The 26,068-nt window shown below is 46.2% G+C and carries 22 protein-coding genes; 4 read left to right on the top strand and 18 right to left on the bottom strand.

All coding sequences use genetic code 11. The annotated features are described in order from the left end of the window. Nucleotides 1-86: 86 nt before the first annotated feature. The 8 genes from PAHA3_RS19685 to PAHA3_RS19650 form a co-directional block, all read right to left on the bottom strand. The gene (locus tag PAHA3_RS19685) at nt 87-1,790 is read right to left on the bottom strand and encodes an ABC transporter substrate-binding protein (RefSeq protein ID WP_062836425.1); all 1,704 of its coding nucleotides are present in this window, start codon (nt 1,788-1,790) and stop codon (nt 87-89) included. Between the two features lie 387 nt (nt 1,791-2,177). Continuing rightward, on the bottom strand, nt 2,178-3,866 hold the full coding sequence (locus PAHA3_RS19680) for an ABC transporter substrate-binding protein (protein ID WP_062836424.1): 1,689 nt from the start codon (nt 3,864-3,866) through the stop codon (nt 2,178-2,180). 187 nt (nt 3,867-4,053) lie between these two features. After that, entirely contained in the window at nt 4,054-4,956 is a 903-nt protein-coding gene (locus tag PAHA3_RS19675; protein WP_036606894.1) for a carbohydrate ABC transporter permease, read from the bottom strand. Between the two features lie 15 nt (nt 4,957-4,971). Further along, nucleotides 4,972-5,955, bottom strand: coding sequence for an ABC transporter permease (locus PAHA3_RS19670; RefSeq protein WP_062836423.1), 984 nt, complete (start codon nt 5,953-5,955; stop codon nt 4,972-4,974). Nucleotides 5,956-6,234: 279 nt separating this feature from the next. After that, nucleotides 6,235-9,144, bottom strand: coding sequence for a glycoside hydrolase family 2 protein (locus PAHA3_RS19665; RefSeq protein WP_062836422.1), 2,910 nt, complete (start codon nt 9,142-9,144; stop codon nt 6,235-6,237). A gap of 174 nt (nt 9,145-9,318) precedes the next feature. After that, nucleotides 9,319-10,917, bottom strand: a complete 1,599-nt coding sequence (locus PAHA3_RS19660) for a response regulator transcription factor (RefSeq protein WP_062836421.1) — start codon at nt 10,915-10,917, stop codon at nt 9,319-9,321. Next, nucleotides 10,910-12,700, bottom strand: a complete 1,791-nt coding sequence (locus PAHA3_RS19655) for a sensor histidine kinase (protein ID WP_062836420.1) — start codon at nt 12,698-12,700, stop codon at nt 10,910-10,912. The genes PAHA3_RS19660 and PAHA3_RS19655 overlap by 8 nt, the downstream gene beginning before the upstream one ends. 181 nt (nt 12,701-12,881) lie before the next feature. Next, nucleotides 12,882-14,060 carry an MFS transporter gene (locus tag PAHA3_RS19650; RefSeq protein WP_062836419.1) on the bottom strand — a complete coding sequence of 393 codons (1,179 nt, stop codon included), beginning with the start codon at nt 14,058-14,060 and terminating at the stop codon, nt 12,882-12,884. A 141-nt stretch (nt 14,061-14,201) separates the two neighbouring features. On the opposite strand from PAHA3_RS19650, the gene PAHA3_RS19645 reads away from it, so the two are divergent. Next, nucleotides 14,202-14,813 carry a TetR/AcrR family transcriptional regulator gene (locus PAHA3_RS19645; protein ID WP_062836418.1) on the top strand — a complete coding sequence of 204 codons (612 nt, stop codon included), beginning with the start codon at nt 14,202-14,204 and terminating at the stop codon, nt 14,811-14,813. Between the two features lie 94 nt (nt 14,814-14,907). Here the strand turns inward: PAHA3_RS19645 and PAHA3_RS19640 are convergent, their stop codons facing one another. The 5 genes from PAHA3_RS19640 to PAHA3_RS19620 form a co-directional block, all read right to left on the bottom strand. After that, the gene (locus tag PAHA3_RS19640; protein WP_036606882.1) at nt 14,908-15,330 is read right to left on the bottom strand and encodes an OsmC family protein; all 423 of its coding nucleotides are present in this window, start codon (nt 15,328-15,330) and stop codon (nt 14,908-14,910) included. Nucleotides 15,331-15,561: 231 nt separating this feature from the next. Next, nucleotides 15,562-16,308, bottom strand: a complete 747-nt coding sequence (locus tag PAHA3_RS19635; protein WP_062836417.1) for an amino acid ABC transporter ATP-binding protein — start codon at nt 16,306-16,308, stop codon at nt 15,562-15,564. A gap of 16 nt (nt 16,309-16,324) precedes the next feature. Beyond that, on the bottom strand, nt 16,325-16,969 hold the full coding sequence (locus tag PAHA3_RS19630; protein ID WP_062836416.1) for an amino acid ABC transporter permease: 645 nt from the start codon (nt 16,967-16,969) through the stop codon (nt 16,325-16,327). Between the two features lie 32 nt (nt 16,970-17,001). After that, the gene (locus PAHA3_RS19625) at nt 17,002-17,853 is read right to left on the bottom strand and encodes a substrate-binding periplasmic protein (protein ID WP_062836415.1); all 852 of its coding nucleotides are present in this window, start codon (nt 17,851-17,853) and stop codon (nt 17,002-17,004) included. A gap of 115 nt (nt 17,854-17,968) precedes the next feature. Further along, nucleotides 17,969-18,601 carry a TetR/AcrR family transcriptional regulator gene (locus PAHA3_RS19620; RefSeq protein ID WP_062836414.1) on the bottom strand — a complete coding sequence of 211 codons (633 nt, stop codon included), beginning with the start codon at nt 18,599-18,601 and terminating at the stop codon, nt 17,969-17,971. A gap of 214 nt (nt 18,602-18,815) precedes the next feature. Here PAHA3_RS19620 and bacA point away from each other — a divergent pair, with 214 nt between their 5' ends. Then, the gene (bacA, locus tag PAHA3_RS19615) at nt 18,816-19,625 is read left to right on the top strand and encodes an undecaprenyl-diphosphate phosphatase (protein ID WP_082762920.1); all 810 of its coding nucleotides are present in this window, start codon (nt 18,816-18,818) and stop codon (nt 19,623-19,625) included. Nucleotides 19,626-20,247: 622 nt separating this feature from the next. Here bacA and PAHA3_RS19605 read toward each other — a convergent pair. The 5 genes from PAHA3_RS19605 to PAHA3_RS19590 form a co-directional block, all read right to left on the bottom strand. Further along, nucleotides 20,248-20,574, bottom strand: coding sequence for a thioredoxin family protein (locus PAHA3_RS19605; RefSeq protein ID WP_062836412.1), 327 nt, complete (start codon nt 20,572-20,574; stop codon nt 20,248-20,250). Nucleotides 20,575-20,658: 84 nt separating this feature from the next. Further along, on the bottom strand, nt 20,659-21,567 hold the full coding sequence (locus PAHA3_RS19600) for an aldo/keto reductase (RefSeq protein WP_062836411.1): 909 nt from the start codon (nt 21,565-21,567) through the stop codon (nt 20,659-20,661). Between the two features lie 178 nt (nt 21,568-21,745). Further along, complete coding sequence (locus PAHA3_RS30570; RefSeq protein WP_167350917.1) at nt 21,746-21,916, bottom strand: hypothetical protein; 171 nt, start codon at nt 21,914-21,916, stop codon at nt 21,746-21,748. A 151-nt stretch (nt 21,917-22,067) separates the two neighbouring features. After that, a complete protein-coding gene (gene gpmA, locus PAHA3_RS19595; protein ID WP_062836410.1) occupies nt 22,068-22,811 on the bottom strand; it encodes a 2,3-diphosphoglycerate-dependent phosphoglycerate mutase in 744 nt (247 codons plus the stop codon). A gap of 72 nt (nt 22,812-22,883) precedes the next feature. Next, nucleotides 22,884-23,456: a DUF420 domain-containing protein gene (locus PAHA3_RS19590; RefSeq protein ID WP_017692198.1), complete on the bottom strand. Its 573-nt coding sequence runs from the start codon at nt 23,454-23,456 to the stop codon at nt 22,884-22,886. Between the two features lie 378 nt (nt 23,457-23,834). Here PAHA3_RS19590 and PAHA3_RS19585 point away from each other — a divergent pair, with 378 nt between their 5' ends. Both PAHA3_RS19585 and PAHA3_RS19580 read left to right on the top strand, forming a co-directional pair. After that, nucleotides 23,835-25,025, top strand: coding sequence for a cation:proton antiporter (locus PAHA3_RS19585; protein ID WP_062836409.1), 1,191 nt, complete (start codon nt 23,835-23,837; stop codon nt 25,023-25,025). Between the two features lie 201 nt (nt 25,026-25,226). Beyond that, a complete protein-coding gene (locus PAHA3_RS19580) occupies nt 25,227-25,880 on the top strand; it encodes a hypothetical protein (RefSeq protein WP_062836408.1) in 654 nt (217 codons plus the stop codon). Nucleotides 25,881-26,068 lie beyond the last annotated feature (188 nt).

Raw genomic sequence — 26,068 nt, 5'->3', positions numbered from 1 at the left:
CACCCTACGTCAACAACAAAAAAAGCCCTTTCTCAAGGGCTTTTTTTGAAATGAAAACCATTGGCTTTTATGCCTTGTTTTCAATCTTATTTCACATCTTTTCCAGTCCATAGCGCAACACGTTCTTTGATCCAAACGGTGTATTGTTTCTCCATTTCTACCGCACCCGCTTTATCGAGTTCAGCCAGGAGACTATCATATACGCTGTCGAAGTTCTCCGGTTTGGCAAGGATGGCTTCTGGAATCCGTTTACGGATGATGTCCTGCGTTTTCTGGAATGTTACGTTGTAATCCGTGTCAGAAGGTACAGGCATGTTATATGCTGCGCCCCAATCTTTCAGCTTCAGTTCATCTTCGGAAGGATAGAAATCTTTCCATGTTGTAATACCATATGCTTTCAATGTTTCCTTCTCTGCTGGTGTGTAACTTGCTTGGATCTGTTCAGGGAAGTTCGTTGTGTAGTAGTTATCTGTAGCATCTTTTACACCATCACCGTATCTTGCACTGAAAATATTGTACAATCCAACTCCTGTTTCTTTGGTGAAGTTTGAGTTGTCATTCGTTTTGCGTTCCTGAACTTCGTCAGGGATGACACGTTTGCCATTTTCAACGTTGTAGTGTTCGCCTTCAAGACCCCAGTTTCTCAACACTTGACCTTCATCGGAAGCAAGCCAATCCATGAATTTGATAATACGTACCGGATCTTTGGCCGAAGTTGTGATCCCGATTCCATATCCGTCAAATCCAGTTGGTTGGAACGTATGATCCACAATGTCCTTGTTCAGGGACACGGAGAAGTGAGCATATGTGGCATCATCTTTACCCGCTGCTTTGAGAGCATTCTCGGCTTCACCATAGTTCCAGTCCTGGTCAATCAGACCGAGTACACGACCACTGGCAATTTTGGATTTGTATTGATCATCCTTTTGCACAAAAGTATCTTTATCCAGCAGTCCTTCATTATACATTTTGTTCAACCAACGGAAATATTCTTTCTCCTCAGGACGTTTGTAGTGAAGCATTGCTTCATACGTTTCAGGGTTAATGTAATATTCACCATCATCCGGTCCACCTGTTGCCTGGAAGGCAGGGTTCGTTACCGTGATCATGATCTTCCAGTCATCTGCATTCAATGTCAGCGGAATGGTTGGTTGACCATCAATCGTTGGATGTTTTTCATAATACGTTCTAAGAACGTTTTCGTAATCCTCAAGTGTCTTCACTTCAGGGTATCCGAGCTCTTTCAAGACTCTTTGCTGAATTTCGAAACCGCCACCTGCATCAAATGCAACGTTATCTACACCCATATTCGTTGGAATAGCATAGATCGCCTGATCGTCCAGACTGTATTTCAAACGATTCATCTGCTCGCCATAGATTTTTTTCAGGTTTGGTGCATGTTCCTCAATCAGGTCAGTCAGGTCCAGCATTGCGCCTGCATCCACTAGCTTCGACAAGTTACCTTTAGGAAAGATAATATCAGGGTAATCACCGCTGGCAGCCATCAAAGGAATCTTTTGGTCACCACCATTATTCACATCGTACTCTGCTTCAATTGTAACACCTGTTTGTTTGGTGATCTCTTGGCCCACTGCATCTTTCATGTTGTTCCAGCTCGGACTTGCGTCTGCACCAAAGAATGTAAAGGTTACCGGGGTGGTCGTATCTCCAGAATCAACCGGCTTTTCTGAAGCGGTAGTTCCTCCTCCACTGCCGCTGCATCCTGCTGTAATTGCAAGAGCACTGGCTAACAGAAGCATTGCGAATGTTTTTGGTGTTTTGCCCTTCATGTGTAATCCCCCTTATGGATATAATGAAGCTGTATATTTGTATAACAGGCTGACCTGCACATACCGTGACCAGATGAAACAAGTGTAACTATTTTGTTTATCTAACATTAAAAGCGCTTTCCTTATAACAGTGAATGGATCTTGCATCACCTTAATTCACTCGTCATCCTCTAAGTTGCCTTTGAACGAATAGGACAGAATGTATGTCGTTTTCCCTGATGTACAAGCAAATGTAAGTGCTTTCATAATTGAATAATAATACCTCCAATAGTCCTTGTCAATAGCGAATATTCAAAATTGAAAACGTTTTTTAGAAAACGTTTTAGACATAAAAAAGAACCCGGTTTCCCGGGTTCTTTCTCTGTTTGAATCTGACCTGACACGTACTTATTTAGCCTCTTCACCGCTCCACAGTTGAACACGGTTTTGTACGAGCTCTGTATATTGTTTCTCCATATCCTCTGCTCCTGCTTGGTTCACTTCTGCAATCATGCCGTCATAGATAGCATCGAACTGTTCAGGAGTACTCAGAATGGCTTCCGGTATACGTTTCCGGATGATATCCTGTGTTTTCTTGAAGATAACGTTGTAGTTAGAATCACCTGGTGTTGGCAAATTGTATGCTGCTCCCCATGGTTTGATTGGGAACTCATCTTCACTTGGGAACAGGTCTTTCCACGTAGTAGCACCATATGCTTTGAGTGTTTCTTTCTCTGCATCGGAATAGGCTGCCACGATCTGTTCAGGGAAATTCGTAGTATAGTAGTTATCCGTTGAATCCTTCACACCATCTCCATAGTGACCGGACATATTGGTGTACAGTCCAATACCCGTTTCTTTCTGGAATACGGCTGCATTATTGGTTTTTTGGTCTTGAATGTCGGCAGGAATCACACGTTTGCCGTCCTTCACTTCATACTGCTTGCCTTCAATTCCCCAGTTCATCAGTACTTGCCCTTCTTCAGAAGCCAGGTAATCAAAGAATTTGATCGTACGAACCGGATCAGGGTTCGATGTTGTAATCCCTACACCCCAGCCGGATACAAAACCAGGGTCTTGGTAGGCATGATCCTTGATATCCTCGGACAGGGTTACCGGGAAGTGTGAATACGTTGCTTCATCCTTGCCCGCAGATTTCAGTGCATTTTCTGCATCGGAATAACCCCAATCCTGGTCAATGACACCAAGAACACGTCCACTTGCAATTTTGGATTTGTATTGGTCTGTTTTTTGGATGAAGCTGTCCTGATCCAGCAATCCAGTGTTATACATATGGTTCAACCAGCGGAAGTACTCTTTTTCCTCTGGACGTTTGTAATGCAGACTTGCTTCATATGTCTCTGGATCGATGTAGTATTCACCGTCATCGGGTGCACCTGTGGCCTGGAAGGCCGGGTTCGTCACGGTAATCATGATTCTCCAATCATCCGCGTCCAGTGTTAAAGGGATGGTTGGCTGACCATCAATCGTTGGGTGTTTCTCTTTGTACGCCTTCAATACATTCTCGTAATCCTGAAGTGTACGTACTTCCGGGTATCCGAGTTCTTTCAATACACGGTGTTGAATACCAAATCCGCCACCTGCATCAAAGTACTTTTGGTCTACCGCATAATACGTTGGCAGCACATAAATAGCCTGATCTTCGTTACTGTATTTCAACCGGTCCATGTAATTACCATACAGCTTCTTCAGATTGGGAGCATATTGGTCGATCAGATCTGTCAGATCGAGCATTGCCCCGGCATCCACCAGTTTGCTAAGTTCTCCTTTGGGTGACACGATATCCGGATAGTCTCCGCTCGCTGCCATTAAGGATATCTTATCCTGACCACCACTAACGGCAAATTCACCGTTAAGGGTTATCCCTGTTTTTTCTGTAAGGACTTTGCCGACTTCATCCTTCATGCCATTCCAGTTCGGACTGGGATCGACACTAAAAAAGTCGAAAGTAAGTGGAGTTGTCTCTGCGCTTGTATCCTTGAAGGACGTATCACCGCCGCTTCCTCCACCACAACCTGCGAGCAAAGACATCGCAAGCACTGGAGCCAGTGCAATCTTCATTTTGGAACTTGCCATAATGGTAATCCTCCCTGTTTCATATGTCTGTTTTGTCCGGGACTTTTTTGTCCCTGTCTATAGCCTCATGAATACCACACCGCAGCCCTATACGGTGAAGCGCAGACCACATGGCTGCGCTTCGGTTATCCTGATGCTTCATTTGTAGGTGTACGGCCGCTCTATGTGGCAGCCTGTACAAGCTTGTTTAACCTTTTACTGCGCCCAGTGTCATACCGCCAACAAAGTACTTTTGAAGGAATGGATATACAATGAGGATTGGAACCGTTACAACGATCGTAATCGCCATTTTGATCGATTCCGGTGAAATCTGTGTCATTTGCTGCGCCATATCATTGGCATTTCGTCCAGCACCTGAGCCCTGCTGTGTACTCTGCAATACTTTCATCAGCTCATATTGGAGCGTGGTCAAATGTGCCTTTGAACCATTATACAGGTACGTATCGAACCACGCATTCCATTGACCTACAGCCAGGAACAATGCGATGGTAGCAAGCACTGGTTTACACAGTGGCAAGATGATTCTGTAATAGATTGTAAAGTCATTCGCTCCGTCCAGCTTCGCAGATTCCTGCAATGAGTATGGCAGGCCATCAATGAATGAACGGATGATGAACACGTTAAATGCACTGATCATGCCAGGCAATACATATACCCAGAATGTACCGATCAGGTTCAAGTCACGCATCAGAATGTACACCGGAATCAGACCACCGGAGAAATACATCGTGAGCGCAAGCGTTGTGGAAACAAATTTTCTAAGTCCAAAATCAGGTCTGCTCAGTGTAAAGGCGATCATGGATGAACTGATCAATCCGAGCACGGTACCTACAAGTGTACGCAGAATGGAGATCTGCAAACCTTGTAGCAATCCATCATATTGGAAAATCGTTTTGTAGTTCTGTAATGTGAATTCGCGAGGCCACAAGTAAATTCCGCCACGTACTGTATCTGTCGAGTTATTGAGTGAGATGGCTAGTACGTTAAGGAATGGATAAAGTGTTACAACCAGCACCATGGTCATCGCGAGGATGTTGAATATATCGAACAGTTTATCGCCCCGAGTAGCATTGAATGCTTTGTTCGCCATAATGTCGTCCCCTCCCTACATGATGCTTTCTTTTGTGAATTTTTTGAACAAGCCGTTCGCAGTAAACAGAAGGATGATACTGACAACGGAGTTGAATATACCTATGGCTGTACCATATGAGAATCGTCCCATATTCAAACCATAATTGAGCGCGTATAGATCAAGTACTTCCGAGTAGTCTGTGACCAGACTGTTGCCAAGCAAGAACTGCTTCTCGAAACCGATACTGATAAGATGTCCAATTGACATGATGAAAAGTACGGAAATCGTGGTCCGTATGCCAGGCAGCGTAATGTGCCACATCTGTCTCCACCGGTTGGCTCCATCTACACGGGAAGCTTCATACAGCTCATTGTCGATACCTGTAATCGCCGCCAGATAGATGATGGCATTCCAACCAGTTTCTTTCCACATATCTGAAGCGGTTACAATGTACCAGAACAAGTTCCCCTTAGCCATGAATTGAATCGGCTGATCAATAATGTTCAGGCCTACCAAAAGATCATTGATAATCCCTCCATCGGTGGAGAGCATCTTCGTAATGATCCCGGCTACAACAACCCAAGATACAAAGTGAGGCAGATATGATACCGTTTGCACGGCACGCTTGAAGAACATGCCTCTCATTTCATTCAGGAGAATAGCGAAGAATATCGGCACGATAAAACCAACAACTAGTCCCATCAAGCTCATTGCAAGCGTATTTCGAAGTACCAGATAGAAACGATCATCACTGAACAGCTCTACAAAGTGTTTAAAACCAACCCACTCTTGATCACCAAATGATCTGGCAGGTTTATAGTTTTGGAAAGCCATCGTCCATCCCCATAGTGGCAGATAGTTAAATACGAAAACCCAAGCTACGAATGGCAATGACATGAGATAGAGATATTTCTGCTGCTTCATTCTGTCCCAAATTCCGTTCCGCCGTTTCTTTAAAGGCGGTTTGGGGTCACTGCTTCTGTTCGCGGAAGCGGATTTTTTTGTTAGCGTTTCCATCTCCGTTCCCCCTCCTCTGTTTTATAAAATAATCATACTCGATAGAGCGTTTTCAAAATACCATCTGGATTTTAGAGAAAATCATATAAAAATTAGATATAGACATATATAATCAGACATAAATTAGTTAAAATCAGTGATAAATCCTACTTTTAAATGAAACAAAAGTAATATAAAGGTAAAATACCATCTAAAGTGGTAAATTTCGAAAACGTTTTATAGTAATCGTTTACTTCAATTACTTGGCATACAAAAAGGACCCTTTCGGGTCCTTTTAAATCACAATGTAAATTGAATGGTTTGCAGTTTAACGATCCCGAGCAATTGTGCTACAGATATGGAGGTTGCTGGACGGAATTGATCCCCATTCAGATACGCAAGTATCTCCTGGAATAAGTAGGCGACTTCCGGACGCTTCATTAACGACAGGTTAGTAAAAGGAAGTGAGGATACCAAAATCCTGCCTTTCCCTACTTTTGCCTCAAAAGCATAAGCGAGTCGTTTGGCCCGATGGAAATGGTCCACCACTTCAATTAGTGGCTCCACACCGTGCAACGTATCCAAACATAACGCCGGTGTACCGTTCACCAGGTGATACCAATGCCAATCGGAAGCCCCATCCTGCGGGAAGGAACCCAATAGTGGTACCTGATCCCTCAAAACCATGCCCATCGTTGCACCAGGCTGTGTAGCGAACATCAGGTAATTCCAGAATACAGGCAGGTACTTGGTCTCCACTGAATCATATAGCCCTTCTGCCGTTGGCTGTAGCCACACACTCCCCCCGTTGACCATATAATCAAGGACATTAGGTGTCAACGACTGAACGATAACCAAGTCAATCTCCCTATTTTTCAATAAACGAAATCCATCGATGTGATCTACGCAATCATCATGTGCTTCACCCAGGAATGGCCGCAACTCTGCCACGGTATTCCAGAACCGCTTCGAACCCGGATGAGACTGATAAAAAGGAAACGACCAGCCCTGCCACATATTGGCTGCAATCCTCTCCGAATCACCTGACCGCAGTTCCGCTTCGATCCGAAAAGCAGCTGCTCCTTCACGAGGTGTTGTAGTGACGATGCTTCCCAATGACATGACGGACCCACATTGGATATCTCCGGTTTTCCATTCTCCTTCCGTAAGCATCACATCATCGCTAATCAACTTCCACTGTATGGATGCATCCTTAAGCGGATCTTTACCATAGTGTGATATGCGGACATCGACATGAATAGGTTCTCCGGCGTAGAATGTACGTTCATCGCAGCTTAACAACAGCACCACGTCTGCGTTGAACCGCATGAATTCTTCAGGTGTTGTAATACCTTTGTCGTCCCAGAATACGTCCAGAATGCCCGTCGTAGCATGTCCCTGCCCTGGAAAATCGCGGATGTCCAGCAACTGCACGCCTGCAGCGTCTGGTGTTCGTCGAATCCGCTCCATGGCTTCTTTTAAGGAACGCATCAAATGTGTGCCGGTGGCCTGTTGAAAATGCTCCAGGTCCGCCATCATGCCTTTGTTAGACAACGATTCTTCGATGGGTCCTAACCAGCTAGGACGCAATACGCCAGTATACTTGGCTCGTTCTTGGGGCCGCACATACATGGTGAACTGTGCATGTTCGTGTCCAATAACGGGATGCTTCGCAAGCCGGGTAACCGCATGATAATCCAGCGTGGTATCCGGTACAGCTGATATAGTGGACTCAAGTGGGGGATGCCAGTTCAACGACTGAATATAATAATCACCTTCCCGCCCTTGCGCCGGAAGCTGTCCAAAACCTGTATTGTCCGTATATAACCGGGTCGGGTCCATATCCCTTGCCCTCGATACCAATGCATTGAGTTCAGGATGACCATTCGGACCAATCAGTTCATTCCCCATGGAGAACATGACGAATGAAGGATGCCTGTACAGCGATTGGAGCAACCCGTCCAGTTCTTGTGTCAGATAGGACAACACTTCAGCCGGCGCAGACTGATCGGGTTGCTCAAAGAATCGAGACCAATGTGGAAGTTCTGCCTGCACCAGCATGCCGGCTTCATCAGCCGCGTCCCAGAAAGGCTCAGGCGCGCTCCACCCATGCAATCGTACGTGGTTGAAGCCGTATGATCTGGCAATTCGAAACTGCTGAATATAATGCTCCTTGTCCCAAACGGGGTATCCTGTAAGTGGAAAGATACAGCAATCGACGTACCCGCGAAGATACAACGGCGTCCCATTCAATTCAAGTTGCTTTCCGTTTGCAACAAAAGAACGTAGACCGAATGTTTGCTCCAGCTGGTCCAGCTCCTGTTCACCGTCAAGAAGATGGATCACTGCTCTGTATAATTGAGGTGATTCATCCGACCATCTCGCGATAGACTTCTCTGTCCCAAGCTCCAATCGCCACTGGTCTATTACTGCGTTGCTTTCAGTTGAAACAACGGAGCTTATGTCAGTATGCGCAGGACCACTCAACTCCACATGAGAAATGTAACGATCAAGCCATGTGCCGTCCGGATGCTGGATATCCACATGCAATTGCATCCCTCTGGCCGATTCATTTGCGGGAGCGCTTACAGTACAATCAACCAGAATGGCTCCGTTTTCAGCATCTGGTTGAATGCGTAACGTCTGTACTCGGCATGGGGGCAGTCGGTCCAGATAAACACCACCCGTGATTCCACCCCAGGCTGTGGCTGTATGCAATGAATGAATATGGCTACCAGCCAACGGAAGTTTCATCGTATTATCCACGCAGATCTGTATCCGATTCACTTCTCCCTGCTTGACCAGAGAGGTAACATTCCACTTCTGTTGATTCACCAGACTATCTTGCTGCCCGGCATACTGTCCATTAATCCAAAGATTCGTGGTCCAGCGAACCCCTTCCAACCTGAATATATACTGGCAGCCAAAATCGTCTGATAGAACATGAACATCCTGTGCATACCAGGCTGAGCCTTCATACTCACGTACCTTGGTCCAGGTATCGATTCTTTCGTATTCAGGCTCATCCCCGTACCCTTGCTCTTCCCATGAACCAGGAATCTGAATGCTCTCCCATGATGTGTTTTCACTCCGAGGAGGTGGTGATATCATTTGTTCAACGAGCTTATCAGACTCCAAATCCAAACGAAACTGCCATGTTCCATTTAAGTTCAATGTATGACGTACAGCACCTATATCAGACAAATTCATATCGTATAGCCATCCCTTCATCTGGATTCTTGTAAATCCAGTCTAAGATGTGAAGCATTCCGTGACCATTGCTTATCATGGGAAGAGCATGGACAATATGATGAATCTGGAGAATGTCCAGTAAACCGAAAACGTTTTATAAAATAAGCATGGGCAAAGCCCAGCACTTCGTACTTATTCTTCGTTTATATCGGTAGCCGATTCTTTGGAAAGGGATTGCGTTCTTGCTTGTTTGTAAGCGGATGGGGATTCCCCTACATACTTCTTGAACTTACCGTGAAAATAGTCCACGTTCGCATATCCCACTCTCGCCGCGACCTGATGGACCTTCAGTCCTTCATCCAGTAATTCCTTGGCCTTCTCCATACGAACCTTGTCCAGAAAAACATTGAAGTACTCTCCTGTATGATTCTTGAACAACTTGCCGAGGTAACTGCTATTATAGTTAAACACTTCTGCCAGTACTTCGAGCTTGAGATTTTCACCAGGATTACGCTGGATAAATTCAATCATCTGTTTCAGTACAGTATCCTTGCTACCTCCACCCATACGTTGAATAAGTCGATTCAAATGCTCGGCTGCCATCACTTTGAGATCGGACATCGTGAATTGATGATAGACTTCGTTAATCAGAACCGAATGTTCCTGCATAATGGAGTGCATATGTTGATTCGTCGCTGCGAGCTTGTTGATTGCCAGAGAAAATACCTGTGAGAACGCCGTCTTGATCGCTTGCTCTGTTCGATGATATGGAACCACACGCTCTTCCATCTCACCCAGTACCCGCATGACTGATTCACTACTGCGGATGTCCAACGCATAATACAGCTTGTCCGCGAGTTCTTCCTCATCTGGTTCATGCGTTCCATCCACAGCTTCAACTCCTGGCACAATAACGCCTTCGCCTTCGTTGCCTTCATTCCATAGAATAATGCGCTGCTCCGTGAACAAGAATCGTTCCCCAAGAGTACGATTGGCCTGAGTGTATGACCGTGCAATCTCAGCAGTAGAATGTACCGGTTCTCCGGCAGCACCATACATGTGAATATCCCATTCTCCCAGTAGCCCTTCCAGCTCATCATACAGATTTCTTGCAGATGACTCGGATGTGATTGTTTCCTTACTTAACAGCCCCAGACCGGAATGGAACGAGAATACAATACCTCGCTCTTTCTGGTCAAATGCTTCAATCAGTTTGCGTTTCATTACACTTCCCCGCTGCAGGTCGGGGGCTACATGCATCTCAAGTAGCACAATCTGATAGTGAGGCCAGTGCAGCCCCAGGCTATCTTCTTCCATGCTACCCGCACCCTCCAGACTGTCAAAGAGCAAAGCCTCGATCTGATGCTCCCGATAGACGGTATCTTCACCAGCATGACGTGCCATCGTCTCTCGTTCACGGGTCAAGATCGTAGCAATACGCTCTAGCTCGCCAATAATCTCTTCTTCATCCACCGGTTTGAGCAGATACCCATCCACACCGAAACTGATGGCTTTTTTGGCATAATCAAAATCCGCGTAACCGCTCAATATCAAAAAGTGCGAATCCGGATGATTCCGGCGCACTTCTTCAATCACATCCAGCCCGGTCATACCGGGCATGCGAATATCAATAATCGTCAGATCAGGCTCCAATTCCTCAAACCGGGAGATGGCCTCACGCCCGCTGGCAGCTGTAGCAATGACCTCGAATCCGTATTTTTCCCACTCGATAATGGTGGTCAGTCCCTCACGGATGCTCGGTTCGTCATCCACCAAAAATACTTTATACATGTTGGTCCCCTCCTGCTGGCAAAGTGAAAGAAACCTCTGTTCCTTCCCCATATACACTCGTAATCTGCAATCCATATGGCTCCCCGTACGTCAGTGTTAAGCGTTGATGTACATTACGCATGCCAATCCGGCTCTTCTCCTGTTCCTCTGGTCCACAGATGAACTGCATCACCTCAGCCAGTCGTTCCGGCGTTATGCCTGCACCATCATCTTCTACACGGATCTGCACAATGTCCTCTACTAAACGAATACTTATATTCACACGAACTGTACCCTCTTTGTTCTCCAGACCATGGACAATCGCATTCTCAACCAGAGGCTGAATAATCAAAGGCGGAATGTACATCTTCTCCACCTCGGGATCGATATGGATCTGGAACGCAAGTCGGTCGCCGTAACGAAATTTCTGAATTTCCAAATAGGAACGTACCATTTCAAGTTCAGCCCGGAAGGTTGTTTTTCCACTGCCAATCTCCAGACTTTTGCGCATCAGCTTGCCCAGCAGCCTGACGATGTTGGCAATCTCTGCTTCGCCCTTAATATGCGCTTTCATGCGAATGGACTCCAAAGCATTAAACAAGAAATGAGGATTGATCTGGCTCGCCATCATTTTCAGTTTAATCTCTTTCTGGGCGATTTCCAATTGATTGTTCTGTTCGGTCGCTTCTACCACCTGCGTCATAAGTTCATTGATGCTTTTCACCATATAGTTAAACTGACGTGACAGTTGTCCGATCTCATCGTTGCCGTCAATTCTCGAAGTCACGTTCAGATCTCCTAATGCAAGCTTATTGAGATGTTTACTCAGCCGCAGCAATCGGTTCGACGTGAGGAACGAGATGATATATACGAATAGCAGGGCGATAACCAGCACAAGGATAATAAAAATCATACCGATCATGCTGACGGTGTTCGCATCTTTGACAATATTTTTGGTAGCAAAAACTGAAATAACCTTCAAGCTGTTCATGCTTGATCCAGGACCCAGCTCATCAATAACAATGTTGGAGGGTTCCCCTTGAAAGTCAGCTTCTATGGTACCTTTTGCCTGATTCTGCAGATCGACGCCAAAATCAAGTTCGTTCAGCGTTTTACCCACCAGCTCTGTATTCTTGGCTGCAACCACGTAGCCCTGCTCGTCCGTAATCAACGTCTCGAACTGTTCTTGACGCAACAATCCATTCAGCTCATCCTGATTGATCACAATCATCAGCACACCCTCGGTCCGATATTCGGCAAAAGGTACTTTGCGTACCAGGCTGAGCTTGTGTACAGGATTATCACCCTTGTCCGGAATGTAAAACCACCCGATGCTGGTCGTTTTCAGTGCCTGCTGATACCAGTAACTCTCTTCGGTCTGCTTATCTACAGGAATGAATTCGAGGTTGTTGATCAGTGTCGGATTGGTCGAGTAAAACCGAATGCCGGCGACTTCACGGTACAGACGCCTGTATTCTTGAAAATCTTTGTATGCGAGATAAGCCGAGGTCAGTTGCACAACACTCTCGTACCGTTTGTTCACGATCTCCTTGAGATCCGCATTAAACATTAAAAGGTTGGATATGTCTGTTGGCACACGCAACATGGTCGCCGTCTGGCTCTTGATCTTGTCCACATTGATGATCGTCTGCCCAATCGCATTGTCCAGAGCCTGCTGGCGAAAATAACTGGTCACAGCAAGACCAACGATCAGGACCGGGATCATGACGACCAGTACATAGGAAATGAGCAATTTATGCTTTAATTTTAGATTATTGGTGGTTCGTATCAGCCTTTTAAACATGTCTGCACCTTCCGTCATCTGTATAAGCGCTTACATATAAAGAGCAGGATCAGGATGTCCTGTCCCTTTAATTTATCATACCACATAACCGCCAGAATTCGGATTGTCATTGAACCTCGAACAGAAGAGGCCGCCATTAACATGGCGACCGGCTTACCAAATTATTTCTGCCGACAGAAGTTTAGTGACTGCTAGATGGGCGGAATCCATATCCTCTAGCACGCCATGCAACAATCAGAGCCACAAGTGATAAAGCCAAGATGGCCCAGTTAAATGACGAAGCTCCCCATTGATTCAGAAGAACACCTCCCACCATTCCCCCAAGGGCAATAGCCAAATTCCAAACGGTTGTATTAATCGGCATGACGAGATCCACACCCTGTTCGCCCGCAGCTTGAGCAAGTGCAGTCTGCAACAGGGTAGCCGCACCGCCAAATGTCAGACCCCACAGGGCAACAGAAGCAAAGACGACAACAACATGCTCACTCCAAAGACCTAATACAAGGGAAACCAAAGCAAAGCCCGCAAGGCTCATGAGAACCAGCATACGCAACCACCGATCAATGAACATACCTGTAACCCAAATGCCCACCAATGCCATCAGACCAAATACAAGTAAAATGAGTCCAACCTTGGATTCCAAACCGACATCAGCGAGAAACGGAGCAATATAGGTGTATAAAATATTATGAGCCAGCATCCAGGCCAAGACGACAGTCAAAATGGGAATGATACCGGGGGTGAACAGTACTTGCTTGAGGGAGATCCGCTTATCCGCTGACTGCCCTGGATAGTCGGGTACTTTCCAGAGCACCCAGAAAATCAGTACCAACGCCAGCAACGACATCAGCCAGAACACCGAGCGCCAGCCCATAAATGAACCCAGCAGCGTACCTGCCGGAACACCAAATGATAAGGCAATCGGCGTTCCAATCATAGCTACGGCCATGCCCCTTCCCTTGAGATGATCAGGTACCATGCGTAATGCATAACCGCCAATCAGGCCCCAAGAGACACCCGCTGCAACACCAGCCAAGAAACGAGCGAAAAGTGTCAGCACATAGTTTGACGAGAGGGCAGTAATGGTGTTGAAGACAAGAAAACCGATAATGGACAGGAGTAAAAGCGGACGCCGCCGCCAGCCCTTTGTCAGCACCGCCACAGGTATGGCAGCAACCAGCGACCCAACAGCATAAAAGGTGACAAGCTGCCCCGCCCCTGCCTCAGAGATCTGCAGCCCTTCTTTAATTTGCGGCAGCAGCCCCGCAGGAAGTGTTTCGGTCATAATGGCTATAAAACCCGCCATAGCCAGGGCTAGCAACCCTAACCATGGAAAACGATGAGAAGATATATTCGACATCTGTGCAGCTCCTTTTAAGGTAGTATAGAATAAGCAATCGAATTATGGATCGATCATTCCTTATATTATTCAGACTGTCTCACCTTGTCAATGACTTTTGGATCGATTAGTATATAATTAAGAAAAAAGGGGGAATCTCTTATGGCAAGAACGGGACGTCCGCGCATTTTCGATCGGGATGAAGCCCTATTACAGGCGATGATGCTCTTTTGGGAGCAAGGGTTCGAGGCCACTTCATTACTTCAGCTTCGAGCAGCCATGGGGGATATTTCAGCAGCCAGCTTCTATGCAGCCTTTGAATCCAAAGAAGCGCTGTATACAGAAGTGGTAGAACGATATATGGGAACGTTTGGACGTGTCACCGAAAGCTTCTCGGATCTCATGCTGTCACCAAAAGAAGCAATTGAAACAACACTAAGAAGTACCGCAAAAATGCAAACAGACACCGCACATCCATCGGGCTGTTTAATTGTGCTGTCCGCCAGCACATGTTCTTCCAAAAACAATCATATCCGTGACATTGCCGCTGAGAAAAGAAAGCTGACTCGTAACCGCCTGCAGGATTGCATCCAGCGTGCAGTAGATATTGGTGAAATTCCTGCTTCCACGAATGTGGTCATGCTAACCACCGTATTTGATACCTTTATGCAAGGCATATCTACACAAGCCCGGGATGGCATTCCTTTTGCAACGATCGATCAGGCTATCACGGAATTCATGGGCATCTGGAACCTTGTTCAACATCCAGCCTGACTTTATTCACTAACTGTTGATACGTTAGAAAAACCAAAAAAGGCACTCCCACGATTGGAAGTGCCTGCTCAGTATACGATTTACTCATATGCTGTTAAGGACGAGGTGTACTTACCCCATTCAGGATCAGTTTTGGATGAATATCGGCACTCAGCGAAGCGGAGACTGCACAATATTTCTCTTCGGCCATTTGGATGGCTTTCCAGATGCGATAATCCGGAATATCACCATCGACCTTGAAGATCAGATCAATGGATGTGAAGCCTTTGGGCATCTCTTCGCTCCGTGTGCCTTGCGCTTCAATCTCAATCGACTCAATTTTGTCCAGGAAAGCGTCCAGAATCATCGTAATGTCGATTCCCATACAGCCGCCAAGACCCGCGAGTAACAATTCCATCGGGGTCGCACCTTTGCTGTCACCACCATAAGCAGCAGTGGCATCCATGCCAACCGCGTAGCCAGAGGGTCCTTCGGAAGTAAACGCGCGTTTGCCTTTCCATACGGTTGTTACATTCATGATGTTATCCTTCTTTCTTACAATAGTTTACGATTTGCAGAAATCCGTTCCGGGTACGGCTCGTTCTTCCGATCGCTGTTGTCTCCAAATATTTTTGATTTTTATTCACAAAGGACAATATTCGGAGACAAAGGCGAGCGCTACGCTTCTTCAGAATCGATTCCGTCCCCTTCACTCAGTAGCTTATCTCTGTAATCATCGTATCAATCAGTATAAATTGTAGTAATGTAATTAGAATTCAGTAATCTGTTGCAAGAAACGACGGGTGCGTTCTTGCGTTGGATGTTCAAAAAAGGCTTGTGGACTTGCCTCTTCCACGATTGATCCATCCGCCATAAAGACGATTTTGTTCGCCACATTACGGGCAAACTTCAATTCATGTGTCACAACCAGCATCGTCATGCCTTCCTCTGCCAGCTCCTTCATGACCGAAAGCACCTCTCCGACCAGCTCAGGATCAAGGGCTGAAGTTGGCTCATCAAACAGCATCACTTCCGGCTCCATTGCGAGTGCACGTGCAATGGCGACCCGTTGCTGTTGTCCACCCGACAACCGGGATGGATACGCATCCTGCTTATCCGACAGCCCCACCCGATCCAGCAGAATCCGGCCGCGTTCAGCTGCTTCATCACGTTTAATTTTTTTCACCGTAACGAGACCTTCGATCACATTACCCAGCACGGTCTTGTGCGGATACAGATTGAACTGTTGGAAGACCATACCGGTCTGGCGACGAATCTCCAATACCCGGGCACGCTGGACACGCAGTGAATCAGCACTATTGACCACTACACCGTTCACTTCGATCTGTCCTCCAGACAGCTCTTCCAGTCCATTCAGGCAGCGCAGCAAGGTACTTTTGCCTGAACCACTCGGTCCGAGCAATACAACAATATCTTTGGCATCGACATGCAGATCGATGTTCGTAAGCACTTCATTTTTCTGAAAACGTTTGGTAAGTCCAGTTGTGGTAATCATCGCTTCTCTCCTCCTATCAGTAAGCGCGGGCCAGCCGGCGCTCCACTTGTTCCAGAATGGCCGAGAAGCCGATACTCATAATCCAGTAGATCACACCGATGGCCAGATAAAACGGCATATTTACATAATATTGGGCTACCAACAGCTGTGCCGAGCGGAGCAACTCTGTTACCCCAAGGGCAGCCACAAGTGACGTTTCCTTCAACATGCCAATAAAGGTGTTCCCCATCGGAGGGATGGCAATGCGTACAGCCTGCGGAAAGATAATCCGTCTCATTGCTTGAGCCGGTGTCATTCCCGTTGCGTATGCAGCTTCCGTCTGCCCTTTAGGTACAGCCTGAATAGCTCCCCGGAACGTCTCCGACAGAAACGCACCTGCATTCAGACTGAGTCCCAGACATGCTGCGGTGAGCGATCCCAAGGTCACTCCATAATCGACCAATCCGTAATAAATGACGAATAATTGCACCAACAGCGGGGTTCCCCGCATGATGGATACATAAAATCTTGCGATCAACCTAAGCCACATCGGTCCCTTCAGACGAGCAATCGCAACGAGCACGCCGATGATAAAGGCAAAAAACATGGAGATCACAGTTACATACAGCGTATAGTAAGCCCCCTTCAGAAAGAAGGGGATATTCTCAAATACCAGTTCCATGGGTCAAATCTTCCCTTCGCCTTGCAGGTTCATTATTGCGCAGGCTCTTCACCAAACCATTTTTTGAAAATGGTATCGTACGTGCCATCATCTTTCATGCCTTTGAGGGCATCATTCAGTGCAGCTACCAGTTCCGGGTTGTCTTTACGTACAGCAATTCCTGCTTGGTCACTTTTAATCGCTTCACCTACAGCTTTGATATTGAGTCCATTGGCATCCACAATCGGTTTCAGTGCGTACATGTTGTTGATTGTTGCATCAATCCGCCCAGCATTCAGGTCTTTGAGTGAAGAGATGACATCGTCATAGGTTTTAATCGTGAAGTCGCCCACTTTCGGCAACACTTCATTACGCAGATATGATTCATCATTCGTACCCAAACCTACGCCAATCGTTTTACCTTTGAAATCTTCCAGCTTGGTAATATCGTTATTGTCTTCTTTGACAATGATTTTAACTTGGTTCGTGATATACGGATCACTGAAATCCAGTACTTTCTTACGATCATCAGTAATGGTCATCTGGCTGATGATGGCATCCAGCTTTTTAGCTTGCAGACTAGGTGTCAGACCGGAGAACTCCTGGGATACAAATTCAACCTCAACTCCCAAACGCTTCGCAACCTCACGTGCGATATCAGCATCGTAGCCATCCATTTCTTTCTTATCGTTCAGGAAGTTGTATGGTGCGTATGTGCCCATCATGCCCACTTTGATCACGCCAGCAGACTTGATCTGCTCCAGTTCATTACTTGCCTGCGCACCGTTCGTGCCTCCATTGTCCGTTGCCTTACTTCCACAAGCGCTAAGTACCAGCACGGTCATCAGCAGAATCGCTGTCAAAGACCAGCCTTTACGAGTTTTCGATCCATATGTGTTATTCATTACGTTAACTTCCTCTCATTCGTGTATTCATCTCTTGGTGTACATTCGGTTACTTCGTTGTCATGAAACCGCAGTTGTACCATTATTCCCTGTTACTTGCTTAATCATGTGAATCTTATATGCCTAGGAGTCCGTAAAACTCAAAGCTTGCTGCTTCAGCTGCCAGTGATGAAGCTGTCATGGCTGAGAACTTGCTGTGCAACTCATCCGAGCCGAACAACCATCGCGATATCATGCCTTCAATCATGCTTACCAACAATGCGGCCCGAAGCGGCACATCCATGTCCTGAGGCAACATGCCGAGTTCGATGGCACGTTCCATATTGTGACGGAACGCTGTCTCGACGGCATTACGTGTCTCCTCGACCAGACGTTGTACGGATTCTTCGGTCACGATGCCTTTGAGCAACAGCTCCATAAAATAACGATTCTGCGCAGCAAATGAGAACAAGTCGGTGAATAGCCTTTCCGATGCTTTCACCATATCCTCTACTGATCCGGCATCCTTGCGGTATCCTTGCCCAATTGCCTCAAGTAACTTCTCCTTGCCCGTTAATACAATCTCCGAAGCAATGGCTTCTTTACTCTTGAAGTGCCAGTAGAACGTTCCCTGCGCAACACCAGCTTCACGGACGATATCAGAAATTTTCGTCTGATGGTAGCCCTGGGTTGCAAATCGCTCCATCGCTATGCGAATTATCTGGTCCCGGCGTTCTTCACCGGGTTCCAAACCGTTAATTTTGGTCATTCATGTAACCCTCCCGATTGATCAGTCAGTCAGTTAAGTTATATCCTATTGGATAACTAGGTTTTTGTCAATATAGTTTTAAACAAATGGTTACAAGCATAAGTTGAAGTTGAGCGCATTTGTGATCATAATAGGTGATAGCCTTGTTCAGATGAACAGGCATGGTCAAGCAGGACAGCCTCTGCTGTCACCTGCATTTCAAGGAGGAAGAGAATTGGACATTATATCATCCATTATTATGGGCATCATCGAAGGTTTGACTGAGTTTTTGCCCGTGTCCTCTACTGGACACATGATTCTGACCGCCCACCTGCTGGGTTTATCGGAGGACAACGAGTCAGTCAAAACGTTTGAGGTGGTTGTTCAACTCGGAGCTGTACTTGCTGTTGTAGTACTGTACTGGAACAAATTCATTGATATGTTCCGCTTCACCGGAGGGACTAGGTCGTATTCCCGCCGCCTCAATCTGGGACATATCTTCTTGGCAATGGTTCCTGCCGTAGTCATCGGACTTGTATTCCGCGACTGGATCAAAGCACATTTATTTGGTCCGGAGACAGTGCTGTACAGCCTCGTTATTGGTGGTATATTGATGATTGTAGCCGAACGCTGGAGCCAAAAGAGTCACCGAATTACCACTCATGATGTCGATGATATTTCTTACAAACAGGCATTCGTGGTGGGACTATTTCAGATCTTGGCGTTGTGGCCAGGCTTCTCCCGTTCCGGGTCAACGATCTCAGGCGGTCTCTTTGCAGGAGTAAGCCGTGTAGCCGCTGCCGAGTTCACATTCCTCGTGTCTGTGCCGATTATGATTGGTGCTACGGGATATGACCTGTACAAAAGTATCGATCACCTGAACGGCAGTGATTTCCCGATCTTCGCGATTGGATTCATCGCTGCGTTCATCGTCGCCATGCTGGCGATCAAGACGTTCTTGTCCATTTTGAAAAAATTGAGCCTGACCGTCTTCGCTGTATATCGCTTCGTTTTGGCAGCCGTGTTCTTTATTATTTTGATGTAATCATTACAATTACATTCATTAAGACAGGCAAAATCAAGGCGGCCTCGTTCCTTTCGGAACGAGACCGCCTTATTTATGTTCTCTGTGCTAACTATTGCTACATGGTTCTGTTGTTGCTTCAGAGACAGGAATTTCTGTAATTATAGGTTGGATCATGCGTGATGACGACTAGGTTTACTATGTATCATGGACTTCCAGGTTCATATTCACTTCTGGTAAGATGTCTGGCTCAGTACCACTCTTTCACTTGAATGTTCCGGTGTCTCTTCCGATACCTCAATCTTTCAATCAAATTATATCTACTCTCCTTTTGTTCCTGCAGCAACTGCTTCACGCCGATCATTAATAATCGGTATCTTCGGTCATCGTTGTGACTTAATTGGTGCATTTCTTCAAAAATTTCATTCTTCATACGGATCTTGTTCACTCCAAATATTCAGTTTGTTCTCACAGTATACATGGGAACACTGAACAAATTCTAAACAAGCCCTTTTCCTCAGCTTCACTTAATTGAGGAAACATCATGCGGGCTGGAATGAAGCAAAAAGACCCCTCCTGTCGCCTGGACAAGAAGAGGTCTTCATAGCAATGTTATTTAATAAACTTTATTGCCTTCGTATGCTTAAACTTTGGATTCAAGCGTCTCCAGATACTCGGAGATTTGAGCAGGTGTTTTCGCCCATTTACTATGCAGATGTGCGATTTTTTTGCCGTTCTGGAAAACGAGCAGGCTTGGAATGCCACGTACACCATTCTCATCGGCAAACGGCTGGAACTTCTCTGCATCCAGGGCATAGAAGGTTTTATCCGTATGCTGGTCGATAACATCCCCGATGAAGCGATCCAGGTTTTTGCAATCCGGACACCAGGTTGTATCAAATTTAATGACGGTATAACCATCAGAGTTAATTGTATCGAGATATTGTTGTTCACTTTGAATTCTTTCCATATGTCATCTCTCCTTTGGTTGTTCTTTTTGGGCTGATCTTCATTGTACCTTGTATAGTTACAATTGAAAATAGGCTTAATAACGTTAACGATGCTGCTTGTACAGATTAGCGGGACTAAGCTCCCGTATTTCCTGAATTTCTGCAGTTGTGAGCGCGGGTGAATTCGAAGCGGCAATATTGTGCAGCAACTGGTCTCTTGAACTGGCACCCGGGACAACTGCTGCTACGGCAGGATGGGATAACGCGTAGCGAATAGCCGTCTGAGCCATGCTGCGTTGATCCGTGACCAAACGACTTAGCCCTTGCCGAATGGTATATAGTTGCTCTGGTGTGTAGTCCAGATAACCTTTATCTGCCTTGGCAGATCCGGAATCGGCGAGCACACCGCTAGCTACAGGTCCACGGGCAATTACGCTGATCCCCTTTTGTTCCAATAAAGGCAGCACTTCTTCTTCCGCTCTGCGGTCAGCAACACTATACTGGTTCATTACACTGACGATCGATGCCCTCTTCACATATTCCCGTATCACATTGGGGCGAATGGAAGAGATGCCGTAATACCGGATGAGTCCTTCTTTCTTCAACTCCTCAAACGCTTCGATCGTCTCTTCGATGGGGTCGTCCAAGGTTCCGCCATGCAGCTGATACAGGTCGATATAATCGGTCTGCAGTCGTTTCAGACTTTCATGCACAGCCTGCTTGATATAGGCTTTGGATGGGTCCCAAGACCAGCCCTCCTTGCCAGCAATACGACGATTACCTACTTTGGTCGCCACAACGACTTGGTCCCTACGTCCCTTAATAGCTTGTCCTACAATTTCTTCATTACGCCCTTCGTCATACAGATCCGCTGTATCCAGCAGATTTACACCGTGATCCAGAGCTTCATGAATCAGATCTATAGCGGGCTCCATATCGGTTCCGAGCGACATACAGCCCAGCCCAATCTCAGACACCATTAGTCCGGATGTGCCCAGACGATTCTTCTTCATAATTTATCTCCCTCCATACGTTCTGCAAGTATCCATTGTACCATTCTTGCTGGCAAAAATCGCATGCCTCACCAAAACAAAAGGTGGCTTTCAATTGCACAAAAAAACCTGGAACGACTTCATCTCCAGGTTTCTCATGATCATCATTTAATTCAATCGATAGGTGAACTATCGCAATCTATTTCACTTCCACGCGTGGTCTGGTTTTACTTGTTCCATTCGACGAATTGGAGTTTTTCATCATACCCGATACGGTGCTGAACAGCTTATCTCTTGCTTGTTTGTTCCTCATCAGATAAGTTACACCTGCTCCGATAGCCGTCATCAGTATTCCTCTTCTTTTAGACATGTGCTTCTCCTCCTTCAGGATAAATGTACATCGTGTCTTGTTTGACAATTACCCTCTGGGAGCAAAACGAAACGAAGTGCAAGCTTGATCGCACAAAAAAAGATGACCTCCGAATTCAATTCAGCGGTCATCTTCCAATCATCCATGTCCATTAATCGGACGGCGTTGCCACATGGGTCATTTCTTCATGTTTGTAGGTCGAACCATCCGCGGTCAGATAGAAGTGACCGATGGGATGCAGATCTTCATCCAACTCATAGACAAGCGGAATGCCTGTCGGAATGTTGAGCGCCATCACGTCTGCTTCGGACAGTTGGTCCAGATGCATGACGAGTGAACGGAGCGTGTTACCATGCGCAGAGATCAGCACTCTTTTGCCAGCCGACACCATCGGTTTAATCTCCGCATTCCAGTAATCCAGCACACGCTTCGATGTGTCCATCAGATTCTCCGTAAACGGGATCGTGCACCCGAGCCGCTTGTACTTGTCCAAATCCTGCACATATCGATCATCGGTTTCGTCCAATGCAGGGGGAGATACGCTAACGGAGCGTCTCCATTCCTTCACTTGGTCTTCCCCATACTTCAAGGCAGTCTGCTGTTTGTTCAGTCCTTGCAGTGCACCATAATGGCGTTCATTCAGCTTCCAGGTCTTCGTAATGGGAATCCACATGAGGTCCATCTCATCCAGCGCAATATCGAGTGTTCGAATAGAACGTTTCAGCACAGATGCATAGGCATAATCAAAATCAAACCCCTGTTCCTTCATGATCTTCCCTGCTTTACGAGCTTCTGCGTAACCATCCGTCGTCAGATCCACATCTGTCCAACCGGTAAATCGGTTCTCCACATTCCACATGCTCTGTCCATGGCGAATCAAAACAACTCTGTACATAAGCGTGAACCTCCTTCCAAAGAAACATTACCCGCAAGTCAAACTATTTAGCACAGTGAAACGTTCATCACATTAATAATATGGTGCCATCATCAGGTATACCACGACACCTGTAGAACTGACATACAGCCAGATTGGCATAGTCCAACGTGCAATTTTGCGGTGTTTCTTCAATTGATTCGTCCAACCCCACACGAGTGTGAACAACGCCAATGGAACAATGAGGGCTGCCAGTATACTATGGGTGATCAGGATGAAGAAATAAATGGAACGAATGATGCCCTCGCCGCCGTATTTGGACGTCTCTGGAGAAAGGTAATGAAACGTCAGATATGTCACGAGGAATAACAACGTTGTTGAGAATGCAGCAAGAATAAATCGTTTGTGCAGCTTCACATTCCGCTTGATAATAGCAATAAGCGCTGCGAGCAGGAAGATGAAGGTAAAGCTGTTAAACACGGCATTAAACCGCGGTAACACCGTAATATCAAAGGTTACATCACCCTTGTAACCAATAGACGGTGCGAAGAACAATAATAAAATAATGACATTAGCAAGAATGGAAATCGTGATAATGATGCCTGCGAAATTTTTATTGCTCGTCGGGGACGGGATGTTCGGTTCCCCTTTGTTATTTTTGCCCAATGCAAAATCCTCCTCATATCCTAACTTCTATGTTCTATATCATTATATCTCGGCAATTCCGGGCTGTTAAGTGACAACACTCTGAACAAAAACCGCTGCACTCCCCTATAAAATGCCCCTTTGCGGCCATTTTCAATCAAATCCAATCCGGCTCCCATTTACCGAATCCTTCATTTGTGGTATAATTAACGCAATTAATCACATACGCGTTCAAAATGGAGGAGCCTGTCACCAAGGGCCCCTCTTTGTTTTTTTCAAGGCATGGAATGGCACTTTTTGAAGTGGTTCCATGCTTTTTTTTGGTTTGAAGCTTGGATGGGCTGCTTCACCCTTGGACAGGTTAACCTATTGACGCTACTGCCGGAGAGGAGTACACCTATGGAATTTATTTTGGTTCTTGCACTTATTTTGATCTTTACCAAACTTGCCGGAGATCTGTCTGTGAGACTGGGTCAACCTTCGGTATTGGGGAAATTGATTGTCGGTGTCATCCTTGGGCCTGCGCTGCTCGGTTGGGTGGAGAAGACGGATTTCGTTCATTACATGGCCGAGATCGGGGTACTGTTGTTGATGTTCATCGCCGGACTGGAAACCGATCTGGAGCAATTGAAGAAAAACTGGAAGGCTGCTTTTGCTGTGGCTGTCGGTGGAGTTATTTTACCTTTTGTCGGGGGATACGGTTCGGCCTTAGCTTTCGGCATGTCGCAGACACACGCGCTGTTCTTCGGACTATTGTTCTGTGCGACTTCCGTAAGTATCTCTGTGCAGACGTTGAAGGACATGAATCAGCTGAGTTCACGGGAAGGTACTACGATTCTGGGCGCAGCCGTTGTGGATGATGTGCTCGTCGTGGTTCTACTCGCTGTTATGATGAGCTTGCTCGGCACAGGTGCTGGAGATATCTCTATTGGATGGTTGATTGGCAAGAAACTGCTGTTCTTCGTCATCATCTTTGCAGCAGGCTGGTGGCTCGTGCCACGGATTATGAAATGGATGGCCCCACTGCGGGTCACCGAGACCGTGATTACGACCGGACTCATTATCTGTTTTCTCTTTTCCTACTTTGCTGAGTGGATGGGTGTTGCGGGTATTATCGGTGCTTTTGCAGCAGGAATTGCCATCTCTCAGACTACCTTCAAACATGAGGTTGAAACTAAAATCGAGCCGATTGCTTACGGGATTTTTGTCCCGGTATTCTTTGTCAGTATCGGATTAAATGTCACCTTTGATGGTGTCGGTTCGCAGATTTGGTTTATTATCGTCATCAGTCTCATCGCCATTGTCACTAAGATGATTGGTGGTGGAGCTGGTGCACGGCTGACCGGATTTGATCGTTCCTCTTCTATTGCTATTGGGGCAGGCATGATCTCCAGAGGGGAAGTTGCTCTAATTATCGCATCCACGGGACTTGCTTCCGGCTTGCTTGATTCGGAGTACTTTACCAGCGTTGTGATCATGGTCATCATCACTACCTTGGTTACGCCACCTCTGCTCAAAATAACCTTTGCACGTAAAAAAGGAGAGCAGCGGTTTGAGAAAGGGATTGAGGAGTCACATTTGAACGGATGAGCTATTGAAATCATTCTGTAGTTAAAGCTATACTTGGCTTAGAAATGCAATATATCGGTCGTGAAGCACATGCCGCTTTGATCCATTCTCTCCTTCAATGTGAAGGTTAGAAATGGTCAGAGCGGCTTTTTGTATTTTCGGATGACGACCTGAATCCCTGTTCACATTCGTTTTATTTTATTTTTAAAGGAGATGAAGACGATGAGTATTGATTTTGATGAGGCTTACGAAGTGTGGATGCACTCCCTTTTGGAGAAGGAAACGAACCCCAGAGTGCTCTCGCGAATAGAAAATGGACTTGAACATGGCACATTGGAATTTTTGCGTTCCGTTTGGTTCCCTGTTATGAAAAGCTTTAACCATCTGCAACCTGAATGGGAGGTTCGCGACTTTCATAACGGCTATCGCTATCTGGATCTGGCTTATCTGCCAGGTAACGGCGTTAAAGGAGGTATTGAGATTCAGGGATACGGGCCACATGCTCGGGATCTGGATGTAAGGCGGTTTAAAGATTTATGCTGGAGGCATTGTCTGCTAACACTTGATGATTGGATTTTTCTGCCGATTGCGTATCTCTCCATTAAGGACGAACCGAAAAGGTGCCAACAGCTTGTGCTCTCTTTTATGGGAAAATTCATTGCTACAGATGTGCCCGCATCCCTCAATTGGATTGAAGCCGAAACTGTTCGTTATGCCAGACGCATCATTCGTCCATTTGCCCCATCGGAACTAGCAGCGCACCTCCGAATCACAGATCAGCATGCTCGAAGAGTTCTTCACAGCCTGATGGATCAACAAGTATTAAATGTCGCTAGTGGCACCCAACGATATCGAACCTATATCCTGCGAACCTGAGACACTCTATTTCGCCGATTTGGGGCATATCCATTTTTTAACGAACTCAGGACACCTTATTCTGATGATATGGAGGAAATCAGGGCACTTATTCAGGCTTTTTCGTAAAATAAGGTTGCTGAGATTCGTTAGAATTTCAACATTGCTCATATCTAGGTAATAAGCTCATCTGAGTTCGTTAGAGTTTT

Origin of the sequence: Paenibacillus amylolyticus, from assembly GCF_001570725.1 — a bacterium.
In the GTDB taxonomy this organism is placed as follows: Bacteria; Bacillota; Bacilli; order Paenibacillales; family Paenibacillaceae; genus Paenibacillus; species Paenibacillus amylolyticus_A.
This window is presented reverse-complemented; position numbering and strand designations above follow the sequence as displayed.